We start from the raw sequence: 18,826 nt of genomic DNA, 5'->3' as shown, positions 1-18,826 counted from the left end.
ATGGGACGGCTCGAAACCGAGTTTTCGGGCATCCCCCTCTTCTGACACAGACCTTCTGGCGTGCTCCGGCGTGCAGTCCAGACGGGCGACGAGGGGGGATACGCCCGCAGGCCGTGACTCGCACGGCCGCGTATCGGAAGGAAGTCTTCGTGGCTACGAAGTCCCAGGACCGCCGCAAGGTCCGTCTGTCCCGCGCCCTCGGCGTGGCCCTCACCCCGAAGGCCGCCCGCTACCTCGAGAAGCGTCCTTACGCTCCGGGTGAGCACGGTCGCACCAAGCGCAAGGCCGACAGCGACTACGCCGTCCGTCTGCGTGAGAAGCAGCGTCTGCGCGAGCAGTACGGCATCCGCGAGAAGCAGATGCGCAACACCTTCAACGAGGCCCGTCGCAAGGACGGCCTGACGGGTGAGAACCTCGTCGAGCTGCTCGAGATGCGTCTGGACGCGCTCGTCCTGCGTGCCGGCTTCGCCCGCACCACCGCGCAGGCCCGCCAGCTCGTCGTGCACCGCCACATCCTCGTCGACGGCGAGCTCGTGGACCGCCCGTCGTTCCGCGTGAAGCCGGGTCAGCTCATCCACGTGAAGGCGAAGAGCGAGGGCACCGAGCCCTTCCAGGTCGCCGCCGCCGGTGGGCACGCCGAGGTGCTGCCCCCCGTTCCGGGCTACATCGAGGTCGAGCTCGACAAGCTGCAGGCGCGTCTCGTGCGTCGCCCGAAGCGCGCCGAGGTTCCCGTGGTCTGCGACGTCCAGCTGGTCGTCGAGTACTACGCGGCCCGCTGACGCACCGTCAACAGGCCGGAGGGCGTCGGGGAAACCCGGCGCCCTCCGCCGTTTCCGCCTACGATGGGGATGCCGCGGCCCGGCGGATGGGGGCTGCGAGGAAGTGGTGACATGAAGAACGTCTTCTGGTTCGTGTTCGGCATCGCGGGCGGGTTCGTGCTCGCGCATCTGGTCAACAAGGACCCGCGCGGGCACGAGGTGCTCGCCGAGGTCGATGCGAGGATCTCCGAGTTCACCGATCGCATCGGCGACGCGTACCGCGAGCAGGAAGCCCGTTTCGCCGGCGCCGTGGACGACGCCGTCACCGCGGCGGGCAAGGCCGCCGAGAAGCTCACCGACTGAACCGCATCCGTGCCCTTTCGGGGGACGCGTGTGCCCGTGCTGCAAGGACCCCACATGAAGACCGCCGAGATCGCCCAGCGCTACCTCGACTACTTCCGCAAGAACGACCATGTGATCGTTCCCTCGGCTTCCCTGGTCACCGATGATCCGGCGCTGCTGTTCACCGTCGCCGGGATGGTCCCGTTCATCCCGTATCTGTCGGGTGACGTGCCCGCGCCCTACAAGCGCGCCGCAGACAACCAGAAGTGCATCCGGACCCTCGACATCGAGGAAGTCGGCAAGACCCCGCGTCACGGGACGTTCTTCCAGATGCTCGGCAACTGGTCGTTCGGCGACTACTTCAAGGAGGGGGCGATCCGCTTCGCGTGGGGCCTGCTGACCTCGCCCGAGGAGGAGGGCGGCCTCGCCTTCGACCCGGCCGATCTCTGGGTGACGGTCTACGAGGAGGACGACGAGGCGCACGATCTGTGGCTGCGGCTCACCGACCTCCCCGAGGAGCGGATCCAGCGCCTGGGCAAGGACACCAACTACTGGTCGACGGGTCTTCCCGGCCCCGCAGGCCCCTGCTCGGAGATCTTCTTCGATCGCGGTGCCGCATACGGCGTCGACGGGGGCCCGGCCACGGACGACGACCGATACGTGGAGATCTGGAACCTCGTGTTCATGCAGTACGAGATCACCAACGTCCGGTCGAAATACGACTTCGACATCGTCGGCGAACTCCCCGCGAAGAACATCGACACCGGCATGGGGCTGGAGCGCGTCGCGTTCATCAAGCAGGGCGTGGACAACATGTACGAGACCGACCAGGTGCGTCCGGTCCTCGACAAGGCGGTCGAGCTGTCTGGTCGCACCTACGGTGCCGTCCACGAGGACGACGTGCGCTTCCGCGTCGTGGCCGACCACGTGCGTTCCTCGCTCATGCTGCTCACCGACGGCGTCACCCCCTCCAACGACGGGCGCGGGTACATCCTGCGCCGCCTGATGCGGCGCGCGATCCGCTCGATGCGCCTTCTCGGTGTGGACGGGCCCACCTTCGCCGAGCTCTTCGCGGCATCCCGCGATGCGATGAAGGATGCCTATCCCGAGGTCGAGACGGACTGGGCGCGCATCTCCCAGTACGCCCTCGCGGAGGAGGCGACGTTCCTGCGCACGCTGGCGTCCGGATCGGCGATCCTCGACGACTCGCTCGCCGCGTCCAAGGCCGCCGGTCGATCCTCGGTGGCCGGTTCCGAAGCCTTCCTGCTGCACGACACCTACGGATTCCCGATCGACCTCACGCTCGAGATCGCCGAGGAGGCCGGCCTGACGGTCGACCGCGCGGCGTTCGACACGCTGATGGCCGAGCAGCGCGACCGAGCGAAGGCCGACGCGCGCTCAAGGAAGAAGCAGCTCGCCGACACGAGTGTCTACCGCGCCCTGCGCGCGCAGGGCGAGACGGTGTTCACCGGCTACTCGGACCTGGAGACCGAGTCGCGGGTGCTCGGCATCCTCGTGGACGGCCATCCCGCCGACCGTGCGACGGTCGGGCAGATCGCCGAGGTGGTGCTCGCCGAGACGGCGCTGTACGCCGAGTCGGGCGGTCAGGTCGCCGACAAGGGCGTCATCATCGGGCCCGGGTACGAGCTCGAGGTGCTCGACGTCCAGCGGCCGGTCCCCGGACTCACCAGTCACACCGTCGAGGTGCTCTCCGGCGAGGTCGGGGTGGGCCAGCCCGCGACGTCGGTGGTGGACGCGGCGAACCGTCGCGCCGCACGCCAGGCGCATTCGGCGACGCACCTCGTCCACGCGGCGCTGCGCGACACGCTGGGCAAGACCGCCACGCAGGCGGGATCGCTCAACCGCGCCGGCTACATGCGTTTCGACTTCTCGTGGAGCCAGGCGCTGTCGGAGGCGACCCGGACCGAGATCGAGGAGATCTCCAACAACGCCGTGCGCGACAACCTCGAGGTGCAGACCCGGGTCCTCCCGCTCGACGAGGCGAAGGCGCTGGGCGCAATGGCCCTGTTCGGCGAGAAATACGGGGACAGCGTCCGCATGGTCGACATCGGCGGACCCTGGTCGCGTGAGCTGTGCGCCGGCACGCACGTGTCCCGCAGCTCCGAGGTGGGGCTGATCAACCTGATCGGCGAGTCCTCGGTGGGCGCGTCGAACCGTCGTGTCGAAGCCCTGGTCGGTCTCGACGCGTTCCGCTCGCTCGCGGCGGAGCGCGCCCTGGTTTCCCAGCTGTCTTCGACGCTCAAGACGCCGCGTGAGCAGCTCCCGGCACGCATCGCCGAGCTGACCGCGAACCTGAAGGCCGCCGAGAAGCGCATCGCGGTCCTCGAGGCGAAGTCGCTGGGTGAGCGGGCGCCCGCGTTGCAGGCCGCCGCGCGTCGGGTCGGTGCGGTCACGGTCGTCGCCGAGTCGCTCGGGACGGCCTCCTCCGCGGACGACGTGCGGACCCTCGCGCTGCAGGTGCGCGACCGCCTCGGGAGCGACGCCGCCGTCGTCGTGCTCGGTGCGGAGGTCGGTGGACGCCCCGTGGTCATCGCGACGACGAACGACGCCGCGCGGGCGACGGGCGCCAAGGCGGGTGCTCTCGTGAAGATCGCCGCCGGGGTCCTCGGCGGCGGTGGCGGTGGACGCGACGACGTCGCCCAGGGCGGAGGAACGGATGCCGCGGCCCTGCCGGCGGCATTGACCGCCGTGACGGAGGCCCTGAGCGCGTGAGCGGTTTCCGCCGCGGTGTGCGGCTCGGCATCGACGTCGGCCGCGCCCGCGTCGGTGTCGCGCGATGCGACCCCGACGGACTGCTCGCGACCCCGATCGAGACCGTGCCGCGCGACGACGCCGCGGTGGCGCGCATCACGGCCCTGGCGGAGGAGTACTCCGCGACGGAGATCTGGGTGGGCCTTCCCACCAATCTGCGCGGTGAGGACACCGCGTCCACGACCGATGCGCGAGGCTTCGCGGCGGAGCTCGCCGCGCGTTCCGCCCTTCCCGTCCGGCTCGTCGACGAGCGCCTGTCGACGGTGAGCGCGCACGCCGTTCTGCGCAATGCAGGCAAGGGCCAGCGTTCGTCTCGTAGCATTGTGGATCAGGTCGCCGCGGTCGTGCTCCTGCAGCATGCACTCGATGTGGAGAAGAGCACGGGGCGCCCACCTGGCACACCCGTCCCCCAGGAGTCTCCCTGATGCCCCACGACACCGATCCGTTCGCGGACCTGTTCGGCAAGTTGCCCGACCCGCGGACCCGATCCACCGGCGACGGCACCGGCCCGGCCGCGGGGCGAGACGTCCCCGCGGAGCGCCGCGCCGACGCGCGCGGGACGGACCCCGTGCCGACCCCGACCGGCCAGACACCGATCGGACAGCCCCCGGCATCCGCTGACCCTCCGCTCACGCGGCGCCAGGCTCGCAGGATTCCGGATGCGGGTGCCAAGCCCCCGCTTCGCGCCGATGAGCCGAAGACGGCGGCGAGCCCCGGGGAGTCCGCATCCGCGTCGACGCCCGCGATCACTCGTCCGCCGGCGCCGGCGACGCCGGGTCGAGGGTCCGCTGCGACGGCGTCATCGCCTCCCGCCGCCGCGGATCGACCCGCGCGCGCAGCGCGAAGCTCGGCGAGCACGGCCACGTTGGAAGACCTCTTCGCGCGGGAGCATGCGGCCGAGGAGATGGGACCCACGCCCCCTGCTCCCCGTCGTCGCCGACGGGTCGGCGCGTGGATCGCCCTGGCCCTCGTGCTCGTCGTCGTCGGAGGTGTCGCCGCGGGCGGCCTGTGGGTGTGGAACACCTACGAGAGCCAGATCCGCGCGGTCATGGGGTGGGAGGAGCCGAAGGACTTCGAGCCCGGCATGGCCAACGGCGAGGCGTTCGTGACGATCGCCAGCGGTGACAGCGGCGGACCGATCTCCCAGTCGCTCTTCGAAGCGGGTGTCACCAAGACCCCGGGCGCCTTCTACGACTACCTCATCGCGACAGCGCAGAACCCCCCGTTCCAGCCCGGGGTCTACGCGCTGCAACGGCAGATGACCTCGGAGGCGGCGCTTGAGGCGCTTCTGAACCCCGAGAACAAGATGGAAGACTCCGCGCAGCTGCCGGAGGGCCTCACGGTGGAACAGTCGCTCACGCGGTTGGCCGACGGAACCGGCATCCCGCTGGAGGAGTTCCAAGCCGCGGTCGCCGACCCGTCCACGTACGGGGTGCAGGCGGACACGCTCGAGGGCTGGCTCTTCCCGGCCACGTACACCTTCGACCCGGGGACGACCGCCCCCCAAGTCATCCAGCGTCTGGTCGACCGGACGGTGCAGTCGCTCGACTCCGCCGGCGTGCCCGTGGAGGATCGCGAGGAGATCCTGACCATCGCGTCGATCATCCAGCGCGAAGCACGCTTCGAGGCCGACATGCAGAAGGTCTCGCGCGTCATCCAGAATCGACTGGATCCGACCAACCAGGAGACCTTCGGCCTCCTGCAGATGGACTCCACGGCGCAGTACGGGTACGGCGAGATGCACGCGGGAAGCGCGAGCACCTCCGCCGAGGCGCAGTTCGACGACAACCCGTGGAACACCTACGTGCGGACGGGCCTGCCCGTCGGACCGATCGCCAACCCCGGCGACGTCGCGATCGCCTCGGCTCTGAACCCCGCCGACGGCGACTGGCTGTATTTCGTCACCGTGAACCTCGACACGGGGGAGACGGTGTTCACGAACAACCTCGCCGACCACAACGCCGCCGTGGCGCAGTGGCAGGCGTGGTGCCGCGACAACCCGGACTCGGGGTGCTGATCACCGCCGACCGGCTGGCGGTCTGGGGCGATCCGATCGCCCACAGTCGGTCGCCCCAGTTGCACGCCGCGGCCTATCGGGTGCTCGGTCTCGACTGGCGCTACTCGCGTCGCCGGGTCGACGTGGCAGGGTTCGCGGATGCCCTCGCGGGGCTCGACGCCCGGTGGCGCGGGCTGTCGCTGACGATGCCGCTGAAGTCGATCGCGCACCGCACCGCCGTGACCCACGATCGACATGCGCAGCTCACCGGTGCGGTGAACACCCTGCTCCTGGATGCCGGGGGACCGCGCGGATTCAACACCGACGTCGGTGGCATCGTCGCGGCTCTCACCGAGTCCGGCATCGACGCGGTGACCGCCGCGCGGATCATCGGAGCCGGCGCCACCGCGACGTCCGCGCTGGTCGCGCTGGCGGAGATGGGTGCCCGCCGGATCGAGATCGTCGCGCGGCGCCCCGACGCGGTCGAGCCGCTGACCGTCCTGGGCGAGGCGCTCGGCGCCCGCGTGGTCGGGGTCCCGTTCGACGCCGCTGCGCGGACACCGGTTCCGGTGACGGTCGCCACGCTCCCGGGCGATGCCGCGGTGCCCGAGGCCGACGGCATCCGGCTGGCCCGGAACGGGGGCTTCCTCCTGGACGTCGTCTACGGACACTGGCCCACGCCTCTGGCGGGGCTCTGGCAGAACGAGGGAGGAACCGCTCTGTCGGGTCTCGGGATGCTGCTGCACCAGGCCATCCGACAGGTGCGCGTTTTCTCCTCCGGTGAGGCCGAGACGCCCCTCCCGGAGGAGGAGGCCGTGCTGTCGGCGATGCGCTCTGCCGCCGAAGGTCCGCTCGAGGCGTCATCCGACCCGGACGACGTGGGAGACTAGTCCAATGCTCCGCGTGCTCACGGCCGGCGAATCGCACGGCCCCGAACTCGTCGCCATCATGGAGGGCCTTCCCTCCGGCATCCCCGTTTCGCGTGCCGCGATCCAAGCGGATCTCGCGCGCCGCAAGCTCGGCTACGGTCGCGGCTCGCGGATGAAGTTCGAGGAGGACGATCTGTCCATCTCGTCGGGGATCGTCCAGGGACGCACTCTCGGAAGCCCCGTGGCGCTGCGCATCGGGAACACCGAGTGGCCCAAGTGGGTCGAGGTGATGAGCGCGGAGCCCACCGAGCTCACCGAACGCTCCCGCGGACGCGGGGCGGCCCTCACCCGCCCGCGTCCCGGCCACGCCGACCTCGTCGGGATGCAGAAGTACGACTTCGACGAGGCGCGCCCGATCCTCGAGCGCGCGAGTGCCCGCGAGACCGCCGCCCGGGTCGCCCTCGGCGCCGTCGCCCGGGCCTTCCTCGGCGAGCTCGGCATCCGTCTGGTCAGTCACACGCTCTCGATCGGTCCGGTCCGCGTCCCCGAGGGCCGGCCGGTGCCGATGCCGGAGGACGTGGACGGTCTCGACGCGGACCCGCTGCGGTGCTTCGATCCCGAGACGAGCGCACGCATGGTCGCGGAAGTGGATGCCGCGCGCAAGGACGGCGACACCCTCGGCGGCATCGTCGAGGTGCTCGCCTACGGCCTGCCCCCGGGGCTCGGATCCCACGTCCACTGGGACCGCCGCCTCGACGCCAAGCTCGCGCACGCCCTCATGAGCATCCAGGCCATCAAGGGTGTCGAGGTCGGCGACGGCTTCCTCACCACCACGCGCCGGGGATCCGACGCGCACGACGAGCTCTTCGCCGCAGCACAGGGGATCACCCGCGCCACGGACAAGGCGGGCGGCACCGAAGGCGGGATGTCGACCGGCACGCCTCTGCGCGTCCGCGCGGGGATGAAGCCGATCGCGACGATCCCGCGAGCCCTTCGAACCGTCGACGTCGCCACCGGCGAGACCGCCGCCGCGCACCACCAGCGCTCGGACGTCTGCGCCGTCCCGGCTGCCGGGGTCGTGGCGGAGGCCATGGTCGCCATCGTCCTGGCCGACGTGGTGCTGGAAAAGTTCGGCGGCGACAGCATCGGCGAGACGCGTCGCAACCTCGAGGCCTACCTCGCCGCGATCCCGGAGACGCTCCGCTCGAGCGCGGACGTCGACGCGGTCCTCGCCACGCATGACCTCTCCTGAGACCGGGACGATCGTCCTCGTCGGTCCGATGGGAGCCGGCAAGACCAGCATCGGGCGTCGTGTCGCACGCGACCTCGGCGTGGGCTTCGCTGACACGGACAAGATCGTGGTGCGCGACCACGGGCCGATCCCGCAGATCTTCGTGGAGCACGGCGAAGCGCACTTCCGCGAGCTCGAGCATCACGCCGTGATCGAGGCGCTCCGCGCGGGTGGTGTCGTCGCGCTCGGGGGCGGTGCGATCCTCGACGCGCGCACCCGATCCCTCCTCGAGACCCATCGCGTGGTCCTCCTCACCGTGAGCCCGCAGACGGTGGCCGGGCGCCTGCACGGCGACGACCGACCGCTTCTCGCGGGCGACGACGCCCTGGAGCGCTGGCACCGGATCTGGACCGAGCGGCGTCCGCTGTACGACAGCGTCGCCGACGTGACCTTCGACACCTCGCGCGGCCCCCTCTCGCGCGTGGTGGATGCCGTCACCGCCTGGGCGCGCGGCACCGTCGCCCCCTCGACCTCCCCGACGACCGCCGTGTCGTCCCGCTCTTCCAAGGAGTCCTCGTGACCGAGTCTGTGACCGACACCACCACGATCACCGTCGCCGGTGACGACGGGTACGACATCCTCGTCGGTCGCGGCATCCTGGACCGCGTCGGAGATGCTCTGCCGGCTGCCGCCCGCAAAGTCCTGATCGTCCACGCCCCCACCCTCGCCGAGCGGGCGGCGACACTGCGCCAGCAGCTGCTCGAGGGCGGGCGGGAGGTCCTGCTCGCGGAGATTCCCGACGCCGAGCAGGGCAAGCGCGTCGAGGTCGCCGCGTTCTGCTGGCAGGTGCTCGGGCAGGCGGACTTCACCCGCACCGACGCCGTCATCGGCTTCGGCGGGGGAGCGGTGACGGATCTCGCTGGATTCGTCGCCGCGACGTGGTTGCGCGGGGTCGCCGTCGTCCAGGTGCCCACCACGGTGCTCGCGATGGTCGACGCGGCGGTCGGCGGCAAGACCGGCATCAACACCGCCGAGGGAAAGAACCTCGTCGGCGCGTTCTGGCCGCCGCGCGCGGTGGTGTGCGATCTCGACCTGCTCGACTCGCTGTCGGCGAACGAGCGGACCGCGGGTTTCGCCGAGGTCGTCAAGGCGGGTTTCATCTCGGCGCCCGAGATCCTCGACATCATCGAAGCGGACCCCGTCGCCGCGGTCGATCCGCACAGCGCGGGATTCCGTCGCTGCGTCGAGCTGGCCATCGAGATGAAGGCACGCGTGGTGGGGGAGGACCTGCGCGAGGCGGGGCTCCGCGAGATCCTCAATTACGGGCACACGCTCGGGCACGCCATCGAGCACGCCGAGCGCTACCGCTGGCGTCACGGTGCCGCCATCTCCATCGGCATGGTCTTCGCCGCCGAGCTGTCGCGTCTGGCGGGTCGGCTCGATGACGCATCGGCGCAGCGGCACCGGACGATCCTCGAGAGCCTCGGGCTGCCGACGACCTATCGCGCGGGCGCCTGGCCGCAGCTCCTGGCCACGATGCAGCGCGACAAGAAGAGCCGTGGCGGGATGCTGCGCTTCATCGTGCTGGACGGCATCGCCCGGCCCACCGTGCTGCGTGCGCCGGACGAGTCGCTGCTGTTCGCGGCGTACCAGGAGGTCGCCGGGTGACGAACGAGTCCGCCGGCGCGCGAGACCGCGGAGATGTGCGAGATCGCGGATCGATGAGGCCTCCGGCATCCGTGATTCTGCACATCTCCGCGATGGTGCGCGGTTAGGGTGAACGCGTGACCGAACGCCGCCTGCTGCTCGTGAACGGCCCGAACCTGAACCTCCTGGGCACCCGCGAGCCGGAGGTCTACGGACGCGAGACCCTCGCCGATGTGGAGGACCTCGTCCGGGGTCGGGCGGGACACCGGGGATTCGACATCCGCGCGCTCCAGAGCAATCACGAGGGCGTCCTGATCGACGCGATCCACGCCGCACGCGCAGACTGCGCCGGCATCGTCATCAATCCCGGGGGATTGACCCACACTTCCGTCGCTCTGCGGGACGCCCTCGCCGGCGTCTCCCTCCCCGTCGCGGAGGTGCACATCTCCGACGTCATGGCTCGGGAGTCGTTCCGTCACTTCTCCTACGTGCGGGATGTCGCCGTCGTCCATGTCATCGGTGAGGGGATCGCCGGGTACGGCCGCGCGACCGACGCGCTGATCGCCCTGATCGCGGGGGACGAGGCCGCGGGAGGCGTCCCGTAGAATCGACTGTCGGCCGCGCTCGGCGCGTGCCCCGAATCCCAACGAACGGACATTCCCTCTCATGGCATCCACCGCAGACATCAAGAACGGCGTCGTCCTCAACATCGACGGTCAGCTCTGGAGCGTCGTGGAGTTCCAGCACGTGAAGCCCGGCAAGGGCGGTGCGTTCGTGCGCACCAAGCTCAAGAACGTCGTCACCGGCAAGGTCGTCGACAAGACCTACAACGCGGGCGCCAAGATCGAGACCGAGAACGTCGACCGCCGCGACTTCACCTACCTCTACAACGACGGCGAGAGCTTCGTCTTCATGGACGTCGCCGACTACGACCAGCTCACGGTCGCGGCGGCCACGGTCGGCGACGCGGCGAACTTCCTGCTCGAGAACCAGCAGGTCCAGATCGCGCTCAACAACGGCAACCCCCTCTACATCGAACTTCCCGCCTCCGTCGTGCTCGAGATCACCTACACCGAGCCGGGCCTGCAGGGCGACCGCTCTTCGGCGGGGACCAAGGCCGCGACGCTCGAGACCGGGTACGAGATCCAGGTGCCCCTGTTCGTCGAGCAGGGCACGAAGGTCAAGGTCGACACCCGCAGCGGTGACTACCTCGGCCGCGTCAACTGACGCGTGAGCGCCCGCAGCAAGGCGCGCAAGCGCGCCCTCGACATCCTCTTCCAAGCCGACGTGCGCGGCGAGGAGATCCCCGTGATGCTCGCCGTCGAAGCCAAGCGCGCCGCCGCAGAGCCCGCGCGCGAGGCCTCGTGGCTCTACGCGCGCGAGATCGTGGACGGAGTCGTCGACAACCGCGACGAGATCGACGAGCAGATCACCACGTATGCGAAGGACTGGTCCCTTGCACGGATGCCGGCCGTGGACCGCGCGGTCCTGCGCATCGGTGTCTGGGAGATCCTCTTCAACGACGCCGTACCCTCGGCGGTCGCGATCGACGAAGCCGTGGAGCTGGCCAAGGAGTACTCGACGGACGATTCCGGGTCGTTCGTGCACGGCATCCTGGGGCGGATCGCCCGCTCCTCGTGACGGGGCGGCAGCCCTGATCGGTGCGCGCCGATGTCGGCGGCGGCGACGAGGATGATCCCGTGACCTCCGACTGGCGTGACCTCCTCGGCACCGGCGGGCGCGACGACCATCGCGCTGAGCCGCTCGCGCTCGGCCTCGAGCTGCGCCGCCGCGAGCCGTACGATCCCGCGCGGTGGGAGCCGCGCGGTGTGGCCACCGTGACCACCGCGACGCTGACCGGCGTGGCGGGAGATCTCCACGTGGCCCTTCGACCGCTCATTCGGGGATCCCGCGGAGACTGGATCCGGGGAGACGTGTCCTGGGAGTCCTTGCGCCGTGGCCCGTCCCGCTTCCGGCCCGACCAGGTGCGGTGGTTCGCCGAGCTGCACGCCCTCTCCCGGGTGGCGCGGCCCGAGGCGCCCCTGCCCACGACCGGCGATGTGGTCGTGCTCGACGAGATCGTGTCGACCCACGTGTGGCCTCACCTCCGGGCGGCGCCGGATGCCGGCGTGCCCCTCGTGTCGTCGACGGGGCACCAGGAGGTGACGCTGGCCGAGGCGGCGAGCGCGCGCGTCGCGGTGGATCCGCGTCGCGGGGGAGGACTTCGCCTGTCCGCGGACATCGAGCTCCCGGGACTCCTGCTGGACGCGGCCGTGATCCGTCCGGTCGGGCAGTCCGGTCTGTACGCCGCCGTGGCTCGCGGCGACGTGGTCCGGCTGGCCCTCGCAGCGGTGCCCTTGCCGACGCCCCTTCCGCGTCTGCTCCTCGACGGTGCCGTCGACGTGCCCGCCGACGACAGGGACGCGTTCCTCGTGGAGACCTACCCGCGGCTGGCGCGGTCGGCGCCGCTCTCGATCGCGGACGGGGTGCCCCCGCCCCCGGAGAATCGACCGACGCTGGGCATCGACGTGACCTACCGGGACGACGGAGTCGTCGAGTACGACATGCGCTGGCGCTACCCCGGGGTCACCGTCGCCTTCGACGATGACGCCGCGTCCTCCGACATCGTCCGTGACGCCGAGGGCGAAGCGCGGATCATGGTCTTCCTCGAGGGTCTGTGGAGCGCCACGGATGCCGTGTTCCAGCCGTCGGCCGTCCTCGACGATGCCGACGCCGCGGCGTTCGCGACCGCGATCCTCCCGGAGCTGGACGCGCACCCAGAGATCGTCGTGATCGTCGAAGGGACGCCTCCGACGGCCGAGGCCCTCCGCGGGGACCCGCGCATCCGGATCACCGCCGTCCCGTCGTCGGATCCGGACTGGTTCGATCTCGGGATCCTCGTGTGGATCGACGGCAGGCCCGTTCCGTTCGGGGCGCTCTTCCGCGCGCTCTCGCGGGGACGGGCGCGGATGAAGCTCGCCGACGGCGGATGGTTCTCCCTCCGTCACCCCGCGCTGCGACGCCTGAAAGACCTCCTCGACGAGGCGGGCGACCTGGACGAGTGGGAGACCGGTCCGCGGATCGCGCGGAGCCAGATCAGCTTGTGGGCGGATTTCGAGGACCTCGCGGACGAGTCGGATGCCGCCGACGAATGGCGCGCGCTCGTCGCCGCCTTCGTCGACGAAGGGTCGCCGACAGCCCCGGCGGATGTCCCCGCCGGGATCCGCGCGGAGCTCCGTCCCTACCAGCGCGACGGACTGTCGTGGCTGGCGCGCTTGCACGACCATCGGCTCGGGGGGATCCTCGCCGACGACATGGGTCTCGGGAAGACCCTGCAGCTTCTGAGCCTGGTGGCCCGCGACCGGGAGCGCGGGGGACGGCGACCGTGGCTGGTCGTCGGGCCCACCTCGGTGGTCACCACCTGGCGTCGGGAGGCGGCGCGATTCGCCCCGGATCTTCGTGTCGCCCTCGTCGACGGCACAGCGGCCCGGCGTGATCGCACAGTCCTCGACATCGCGGCCACGGCAGACGTCGTCGTGGCGTCCTACGGCGTCGTCCGTATCGACGCCGACGAGTTCGCCGCGCTCACCTGGGCGGGGTTGATCCTCGACGAGGCGCAGTTCGTGAAGAACCCGGCGACCAGGATCCATCGCGCCGTCGCGGCGATCCGCGCCGACGGCGTCTTCGCCGTGACGGGCACCCCGATGGAGAACAGTGTGGAGGACCTCTGGGCGCTGCTCTCCCTCACGGCGCCCGGTCTGTTCCCGTCGCGCCGTCGCTTCCGGGAGGAGTACGTCCGACCGCTCACCCGGACGGACGGGGACGCGCCGACCCCCCTCGCTGTCGCCGCCGGTCGCTCCCATCGCGCGCGACAGCGCGAGAACCTCCGCCGGCGCACGCGGCCCTTCCTCCTCCGGCGGACGAAGGAGCACGTCGCCCCGGAGCTGCCCCCGAAGCAGGAACAGGAGATCGAGGTGCGGCTCTCCCCGGCGCATCGCGCTCTCTACGACCGTGTCCTCCAACGCGAGCGCCAGAAGATCCTCGGGCTGCTGGACGACCTGGACCGCCAGCGCTTCATCGTCTTCCGCTCCCTCACGCTTCTGCGCATGCTGAGCCTCGCCCCGGCTCTGATCGACGAGCGCGATGCGGGGCTCGGCTCGGCGAAACTCGACGTCCTGGTCGAGCGCATCGCCGAGGTGCGGGCGGAAGGTCACCGGGTGCTGGTCTTCAGTCAGTTCACCTCCTTCCTCGACCTCGCGGGCGCACGGCTGAGCGAGGCGGGCATCGTCCACACGCGCCTGGACGGCACCACCCGGGGCCGGGACGAGGTCGTGGAGGAGTTCCGCTCCGGTCGGGCCCCCGTCTTCCTCATCAGCCTGAAGGCGGGCGGGTTCGGTCTCACCCTCACCGAGGCGGAGTACGTCTTCCTCCTCGATCCGTGGTGGAACCCGGCTGCCGAATCGCAGGCGGTCGATCGCGCGCATCGCATCGGCCAGAGTCGGAGCGTCTTCGTCTACCGGCTGATCGCCGCCGGAACCATCGAGGAGAAGGTGCGCGCACTCCAGCAGCGCAAGGCCGAGCTCATCCGCGGGGTGCTCGACGACGGTGCCGCGTTCGCCGACGTTCTGGACGCGTCCGACATCCGCGCTCTGCTGGAGTCGTGATTATCCCCGGCTCGCTCACGGAGCGCCCAAGAGGGGCCCGCGTAGACTCGGAGAGTTCTTTTCCGACAGGAGCGACATGAAGATCACAGGCCTCGGGCACGCCGGGATGTTCATCGAGACCGCGGGGGGCTCGATCCTCTGTGACCCGGTGATCGGCCCCAGCTTCTTCGGTTCGTGGTTTCCGTTCCCGGACAACCGCGCGCTCGACTGGGAGCGGTACGGTGCCGCGGACTTCCTCTACATCTCGCATCGTCACCGCGACCACTTCGACCCGGCACTCCTCGAGCGGTACGTCTCGAAGGACATCCGCGTGCTTCTGCCGGAGTACCCCACCGACGATCTCGAGCAGGACCTGATCGCCCTCGGCTACACCAATCTGGTGCGGACCGAGGCCGGCGTCCCCCTGGAGTTCGGGTCGCTGAGGCTCATGGTGACGCCGCTGCGCGCGCCGAGCGACGGCCCCATCGGCGACTCGTCGCTCTCGGTCGACGACGGCACCGCTTCGGTGCTGAACCAGAACGACTCCCACCCGCTGGACCTCGAGAAGCTGTTCGACTTCGGTAAGCCCGACGCCTACTTCACCCAGGTCTCGGGGGCCATCTGGTGGCCGATGGTCTACGACCTGCCTCAGGACGCCAAGCAGAACTTCGCCCAGCTGAAGCGCGACGCCCAGAACAAGCGCGCGATGTACTACATCGAGAAGGTCGACGCCGCGCACGTCTTCCCGATGGCCGGGCCGCCGATGTTCCTGCGCGACGCGCTGTTCCGGTACAACGGCACGGGACTCGAGGACGATTCGATCTTCACCGACCAGCACCAGTTCCTCCAGCACATGGCGGAGGTCCGCCCGGAGCAGAAGGGCCACCTGTTCCTCCCCGGTACGGTGGTCGACGTGCGCGGGAGCGACGTGACGGTCACACAGACGCTCTTCTCCGAGGCGGAGATCGCCCGGATCTTCGAGGACAAGTGGGAGTACCTCGCCGCGCAGCGCGACAGCCGCCAGGACGAGATCGCGGCGGAAGAGGCCACCCGCGCCGACATCATCCCGCCCGCAGAGATGCTGGCCGCCCTGAAGGAGTGGTGGGAGCCGCTGCTGCGGCGGGCGCGGACGATCCGAAACGGCGTCGGCGGGATGGTGCGCTTCCGCATCGGCGAGCTCGACATGGTCGTGGACTTCCCCAAGGCCAAGCTCCGGGAGTACGCGGGGGAGGAGTGCGTGTACTGGTACACGATTCCCGCCGACCTGGTCTCGACGAACATCCGCGACCACGAGATCGACTGGTCGAACTCGATCTTCCTCTCGATGCAGTTCGAGGTGGGGCGCTCGGGCAAGTTCAACGAGTTCCTCACGACGTTCCTGAAGTGCCTCTCGCGGGACCGCATCGAGTATGTCGAGAACTGGTACGCCGAGCAATCCGATCAGACGGAGGATGCCGAGATCGACGGCTGGCAGGTCCAGCGCCGCTGCCCGCACCTGCGGGCGGACCTCACCAAGACCGGCAAGATCGAGGACGGCGTCCTCACCTGCTCACTGCACGACTGGAAGTGGGACCTGGCAACCGGACGCTGCCTGACCACGACCGGCCACCCGATCCGCTCGCAGCGCGTCACCGAGGATGCCGCCGTCCGATAGGCTGTCCTGCGATCACCACAGCAACCTTTAATCCCGTCCTGTGAGGCGGAGAAGGGAGCGGCGGATGAGCACACGTATCGTGCTTCACGAGGCCGACATCTCGCGTGCCCTGACTCGGATCGCCCACGAGATCCTGGAGTCCAACAAGGGACCGGAGGATCTCGTCCTCCTCGGCATCCCGACGCGGGGTACGACCCTCGCGCAGAGGATCGGCGCGCTCGTCGGCGATTTCGGCGGCATCGCCGTCCCGGTCGGCGCCCTGGACGTCACGATGTACCGCGACGACCTGCATCGGAACCCGACCCGCACCCCGCAGCCCACCGACATCCCCTCGGTCGGCATCGACGGACGCACGGTCGTCCTCGTCGACGACGTGCTGTTCTCCGGCCGGAGCATCCGTGCCGCCCTCGATGCGCTCCAGGACATCGGACGCCCCTCCGCGGTGCGGTTGGCGACGCTCGTCGATCGTGGGCACCGGCAGCTGCCGATCCGGCCGGACTTCGTCGGCAAGAACCTCCCCAGCGCGAGAGAAGAACGCGTCAACGTCCGCCTGCGGGAAGTGGACGGCGTCGAGGAGGTGACGATCGAGTCATGAGGCACCTCCTGGACACCCGCACCCTGTCGCGCGAGGACGCCCTGCGCATTCTCGACGTCGCCGAGGACATGGCCGACACCCAGCGCCGCGAGGTCAAGAAGCTCCCGACCCTCCGCGGCAAGACGGTGGTGAATCTCTTCTTCGAGGATTCCACCCGAACCCGGATCTCGTTCGAGGCCGCGGCCAAGCGCCTGTCGGCCGATGTGATCAACTTCTCCGCCAAGGGCTCCAGCGTGTCCAAGGGGGAGTCTCTGCAGGACACGGCGCAGACCCTCCAGGCCATGGGGGCGGATGCCGTCGTCATCCGCCACGGAGCCTCCGGCGCGCCGTGCACCCTCGCCACGAGCGGGTGGATCTCCGCCGGTGTGGTCAACGCCGGCGACGGCACCCACGAGCACCCCACGCAGGCGCTTCTGGACGCCTTCACGATCCGCAAGCGCCGATTCGGCACCGACAGCCGCGGCCGGGATCTGGCCGGCATCCGCGTGACGATCGTCGGCGACGTCCTGCACTCGCGCGTCGCGCGCTCCAATGTCTGGCTGCTCACGGCGCTCGGAGCGCACGTCACCCTGGTGAGTCCGCCGACGCTCGTCCCGCAAGACGTCAGCCGGTGGCCGGTCGAGGTCCTGTACGACCTCGACGAGGCTCTCGCGCGGGAACCGGATGCGGTGATGATGCTGCGCATCCAGCTCGAACGGATGAATGCGGCGTATTTCCCCACTGAACGGGAGTATTCGCGGATCTGGGGGCTCGACGCCCGGCGAGCGTCGGCCCTCCCGGCCGATACGATGGTTCTGCACCCGGGCCCCATGAACCGGGGGTTGGAGATCTCCGCAGAGGCCGCCGACAGCGCCCGCTCGACCGTCCTCGAGCAGGTCGCCAACGGCGTCTCGGTGCGCATGGCCGCGCTCTACCTGCTTCTGGCGGGCGCGGGACCCGACGACCGGAACGCCGCAGACGAGGAGAGCCCCCGATGACCCAGTCACCGCCGACCGCCACCCCCGAACGGCTGATCTTCCGCGGCGCACGCATCGACGGTGCCGCCGCCGCCGACATCCTGGTCGCGGACGGTCTGATCGTCGAGGTCGGTGCGGGCCTCAGCCGCAGCGGCGCGACCGAGATCGATGTCGACGGTCTGGTGGCCCTGCCCGGTCTCGTCGACCTCCACACCCATCTGCGCGAGCCGGGGTACGAGGCGTCCGAGACGATCCTGACCGGTTCGCGTGCAGCCGCCGCGGGCGGGTACGCGGCCGTGTTCGCGATGCCGAACACCTCTCCCGTCGCCGACACCGCCGGGGTCGTCGAGCAGGAGCTCGCGCTCGGCGAAGCCGCCGGTTTCGTCACGGTCCAGCCCATCGGAGCCGTCACGGTCGGGCAGAAGGGCGAGCGGATGGCGGAGCTCGGCGCCATGGCCGACTCCCGCGCCCGCGTCCGCGTGTTCAGCGACGACGGCTTCTGCGTGTGGGACCCGCTGATCATGCGCCGGGCGCTGGAGTACGTCAAGGCCTTCGACGGCGTCATCGCCCAGCACGCGCAGGATCCCCGGCTCACCGAGGGAGCCCAGATGAACGAGGGCGCCGTCTCGGCCGAACTCGGACTGACCGGGTGGCCGGCGGTGGCGGAGGAGTCGATCATCGCCCGCGACGTCCTCCTCGCCGAGCACGTCGGTTCGCGCCTCCACGTGTGCCACCTCTCCACCGCGGGATCGGTGGAGATCATCCGGTGGGCCAAGAAGCGCGGCGTGGACGTGACGGCGGAAGTGACCCCGCACCACCTGCTGCTCACCGAGGATCTGGTGCGCGACTACGACCCGCGCTTCAAGGTGAACCCGCCGCTGCGTCGCGAGGAGGACGTGCGCGCCGTGCGCGAGGGACTCGCCGACGGGACGATCGACATCGTCGCGACCGATCACGCCCCGCACCCCACGGAGGCCAAGGCCTGCGAGTGGGGTGCGGCGGCCAACGGCATGGTGGGGCTGGAGAGTGCGCTGCGCGTCGTCCAGCACGCGATGGTCGACACCGGGATGCTCACGTGGGCGGATGTCGCCCGGGTGATGTCACGGGAGCCCGCGCGCATCGGCCGCCTCGCCGGACACGGCACGCCGATCACCGTCGGGCATCCCGCGCACCTCGTCTTCCACGACCCCGCACCGGTCCGCACCTTCGGCACCGCCGACCTCGAGGGGCGGAGCGTCAACTCGCCCTACGTGGGCCGAGAACTCCCCGGCGCGATCCGCTGGACCGTCCACGGCGGTCTCGTCACCGTGGCCGACGGCGCGGTCCTGGACCGTCCCGGGGCCCGCTCATGAACGGGGTGTGC

17 protein-coding genes are annotated in these 18,826 nt (G+C 70.3%); all 17 read left to right on the top strand.

The window, feature by feature from the left end; translation table 11 throughout:
• Positions 1-149: 149 nt before the first annotated feature.
• The 17 genes from rpsD (at position 150) to AB0O93_RS05795 (ending at position 18,815) form a co-directional block, all read left to right on the top strand.
• A complete protein-coding gene (gene rpsD, locus AB0O93_RS05875) occupies positions 150-779 on the top strand; it encodes a 30S ribosomal protein S4 (RefSeq protein ID WP_053547503.1) in 630 nt (209 codons plus the stop codon).
• 111 nt (positions 780-890) lie between these two features.
• Entirely contained in the window at positions 891-1,121 is a 231-nt protein-coding gene (locus AB0O93_RS05870; RefSeq protein WP_363341420.1) for an ATPase, read from the top strand.
• 54 nt (positions 1,122-1,175) lie between these two features.
• On the top strand, positions 1,176-3,833 hold the full coding sequence (gene alaS / locus AB0O93_RS05865; protein ID WP_363341418.1) for an alanine--tRNA ligase: 2,658 nt from the start codon (positions 1,176-1,178) through the stop codon (positions 3,831-3,833).
• Positions 3,830-4,297, top strand: a complete 468-nt coding sequence (gene ruvX / locus AB0O93_RS05860) for a Holliday junction resolvase RuvX (RefSeq protein ID WP_363341416.1) — start codon at positions 3,830-3,832, stop codon at positions 4,295-4,297. The genes alaS and ruvX overlap by 4 nt, the downstream gene beginning before the upstream one ends.
• Positions 4,297-5,889: an endolytic transglycosylase MltG gene (gene mltG, locus AB0O93_RS05855; RefSeq protein ID WP_363341414.1), complete on the top strand. Its 1,593-nt coding sequence runs from the start codon at positions 4,297-4,299 to the stop codon at positions 5,887-5,889. The genes ruvX and mltG overlap by 1 nt, the downstream gene beginning before the upstream one ends.
• Positions 5,859-6,758: a shikimate dehydrogenase gene (locus tag AB0O93_RS05850; protein ID WP_363341413.1), complete on the top strand. Its 900-nt coding sequence runs from the start codon at positions 5,859-5,861 to the stop codon at positions 6,756-6,758. The genes mltG and AB0O93_RS05850 overlap by 31 nt, the downstream gene beginning before the upstream one ends.
• Positions 6,759-6,762: 4 nt before the next feature.
• Complete coding sequence (aroC, locus tag AB0O93_RS05845) at positions 6,763-7,989, top strand: chorismate synthase (RefSeq protein WP_363341411.1); 1,227 nt, start codon at positions 6,763-6,765, stop codon at positions 7,987-7,989.
• Positions 7,976-8,548, top strand: coding sequence for a shikimate kinase (locus tag AB0O93_RS05840; protein ID WP_363341409.1), 573 nt, complete (start codon positions 7,976-7,978; stop codon positions 8,546-8,548). Before aroC ends, AB0O93_RS05840 begins: the two co-directional genes overlap by 14 nt.
• Before the next feature lie 8 nt (positions 8,549-8,556).
• The gene (gene aroB, locus AB0O93_RS05835; protein WP_363341865.1) at positions 8,557-9,636 is read left to right on the top strand and encodes a 3-dehydroquinate synthase; all 1,080 of its coding nucleotides are present in this window, start codon (positions 8,557-8,559) and stop codon (positions 9,634-9,636) included.
• A 116-nt stretch (positions 9,637-9,752) separates the two neighbouring features.
• Positions 9,753-10,220, top strand: coding sequence for a type II 3-dehydroquinate dehydratase (locus AB0O93_RS05830; protein WP_363341407.1), 468 nt, complete (start codon positions 9,753-9,755; stop codon positions 10,218-10,220).
• Between the two features lie 61 nt (positions 10,221-10,281).
• Positions 10,282-10,842, top strand: a complete 561-nt coding sequence (efp, locus tag AB0O93_RS05825; RefSeq protein WP_354000353.1) for an elongation factor P — start codon at positions 10,282-10,284, stop codon at positions 10,840-10,842.
• Between the two features lie 3 nt (positions 10,843-10,845).
• Entirely contained in the window at positions 10,846-11,256 is a 411-nt protein-coding gene (gene nusB / locus AB0O93_RS05820; protein WP_363341404.1) for a transcription antitermination factor NusB, read from the top strand.
• Between the two features lie 59 nt (positions 11,257-11,315).
• Positions 11,316-14,279: a DEAD/DEAH box helicase gene (locus tag AB0O93_RS05815; protein ID WP_363341402.1), complete on the top strand. Its 2,964-nt coding sequence runs from the start codon at positions 11,316-11,318 to the stop codon at positions 14,277-14,279.
• Positions 14,280-14,355: 76 nt separating this feature from the next.
• Positions 14,356-15,912 (top strand): Rieske 2Fe-2S domain-containing protein, encoded by a 1,557-nt coding sequence (locus AB0O93_RS05810; protein ID WP_363341400.1) that lies wholly within the window; start codon positions 14,356-14,358, stop codon positions 15,910-15,912.
• Between the two features lie 64 nt (positions 15,913-15,976).
• Complete coding sequence (pyrR, locus tag AB0O93_RS05805) at positions 15,977-16,507, top strand: bifunctional pyr operon transcriptional regulator/uracil phosphoribosyltransferase PyrR (RefSeq protein ID WP_363341398.1); 531 nt, start codon at positions 15,977-15,979, stop codon at positions 16,505-16,507.
• Positions 16,504-17,484: an aspartate carbamoyltransferase catalytic subunit gene (locus AB0O93_RS05800; RefSeq protein ID WP_363341396.1), complete on the top strand. Its 981-nt coding sequence runs from the start codon at positions 16,504-16,506 to the stop codon at positions 17,482-17,484. The genes pyrR and AB0O93_RS05800 overlap by 4 nt, the downstream gene beginning before the upstream one ends.
• Positions 17,481-18,815, top strand: coding sequence for a dihydroorotase (locus tag AB0O93_RS05795; protein ID WP_363341394.1), 1,335 nt, complete (start codon positions 17,481-17,483; stop codon positions 18,813-18,815). Before AB0O93_RS05800 ends, AB0O93_RS05795 begins: the two co-directional genes overlap by 4 nt.
• Positions 18,816-18,826 lie beyond the last annotated feature (11 nt).

The organism is Microbacterium sp. NPDC077184, from assembly GCF_040687055.1.
Taxonomy (GTDB): domain Bacteria; phylum Actinomycetota; class Actinomycetes; order Actinomycetales; family Microbacteriaceae; genus Microbacterium.
The sequence above is the reverse complement of the archived record's forward strand: the minus strand, read 5'-3'. Positions and strand labels throughout refer to the sequence as shown.

Coding starts and splice junctions, on each gene's coding strand:
- efp (WP_354000353.1), top strand. CDS start 10,282: ATGGCATCCACCGCAGACATCAAGAACGGCGTCGTCCTCAACATCGAC.
- AB0O93_RS05870 (WP_363341420.1), top strand. CDS start 891: ATGAAGAACGTCTTCTGGTTCGTGTTCGGCATCGCGGGCGGGTTCGTG.
- aroC (WP_363341411.1), top strand. CDS start 6,763: ATGCTCCGCGTGCTCACGGCCGGCGAATCGCACGGCCCCGAACTCGTC.
- pyrR (WP_363341398.1), top strand. CDS start 15,977: ATGAGCACACGTATCGTGCTTCACGAGGCCGACATCTCGCGTGCCCTG.
- AB0O93_RS05800 (WP_363341396.1), top strand. CDS start 16,504: ATGAGGCACCTCCTGGACACCCGCACCCTGTCGCGCGAGGACGCCCTG.
- alaS (WP_363341418.1), top strand. CDS start 1,176: ATGAAGACCGCCGAGATCGCCCAGCGCTACCTCGACTACTTCCGCAAG.
- mltG (WP_363341414.1), top strand. CDS start 4,297: ATGCCCCACGACACCGATCCGTTCGCGGACCTGTTCGGCAAGTTGCCC.
- AB0O93_RS05810 (WP_363341400.1), top strand. CDS start 14,356: ATGAAGATCACAGGCCTCGGGCACGCCGGGATGTTCATCGAGACCGCG.
- AB0O93_RS05795 (WP_363341394.1), top strand. CDS start 17,481: ATGACCCAGTCACCGCCGACCGCCACCCCCGAACGGCTGATCTTCCGC.
- AB0O93_RS05840 (WP_363341409.1), top strand. CDS start 7,976: ATGACCTCTCCTGAGACCGGGACGATCGTCCTCGTCGGTCCGATGGGA.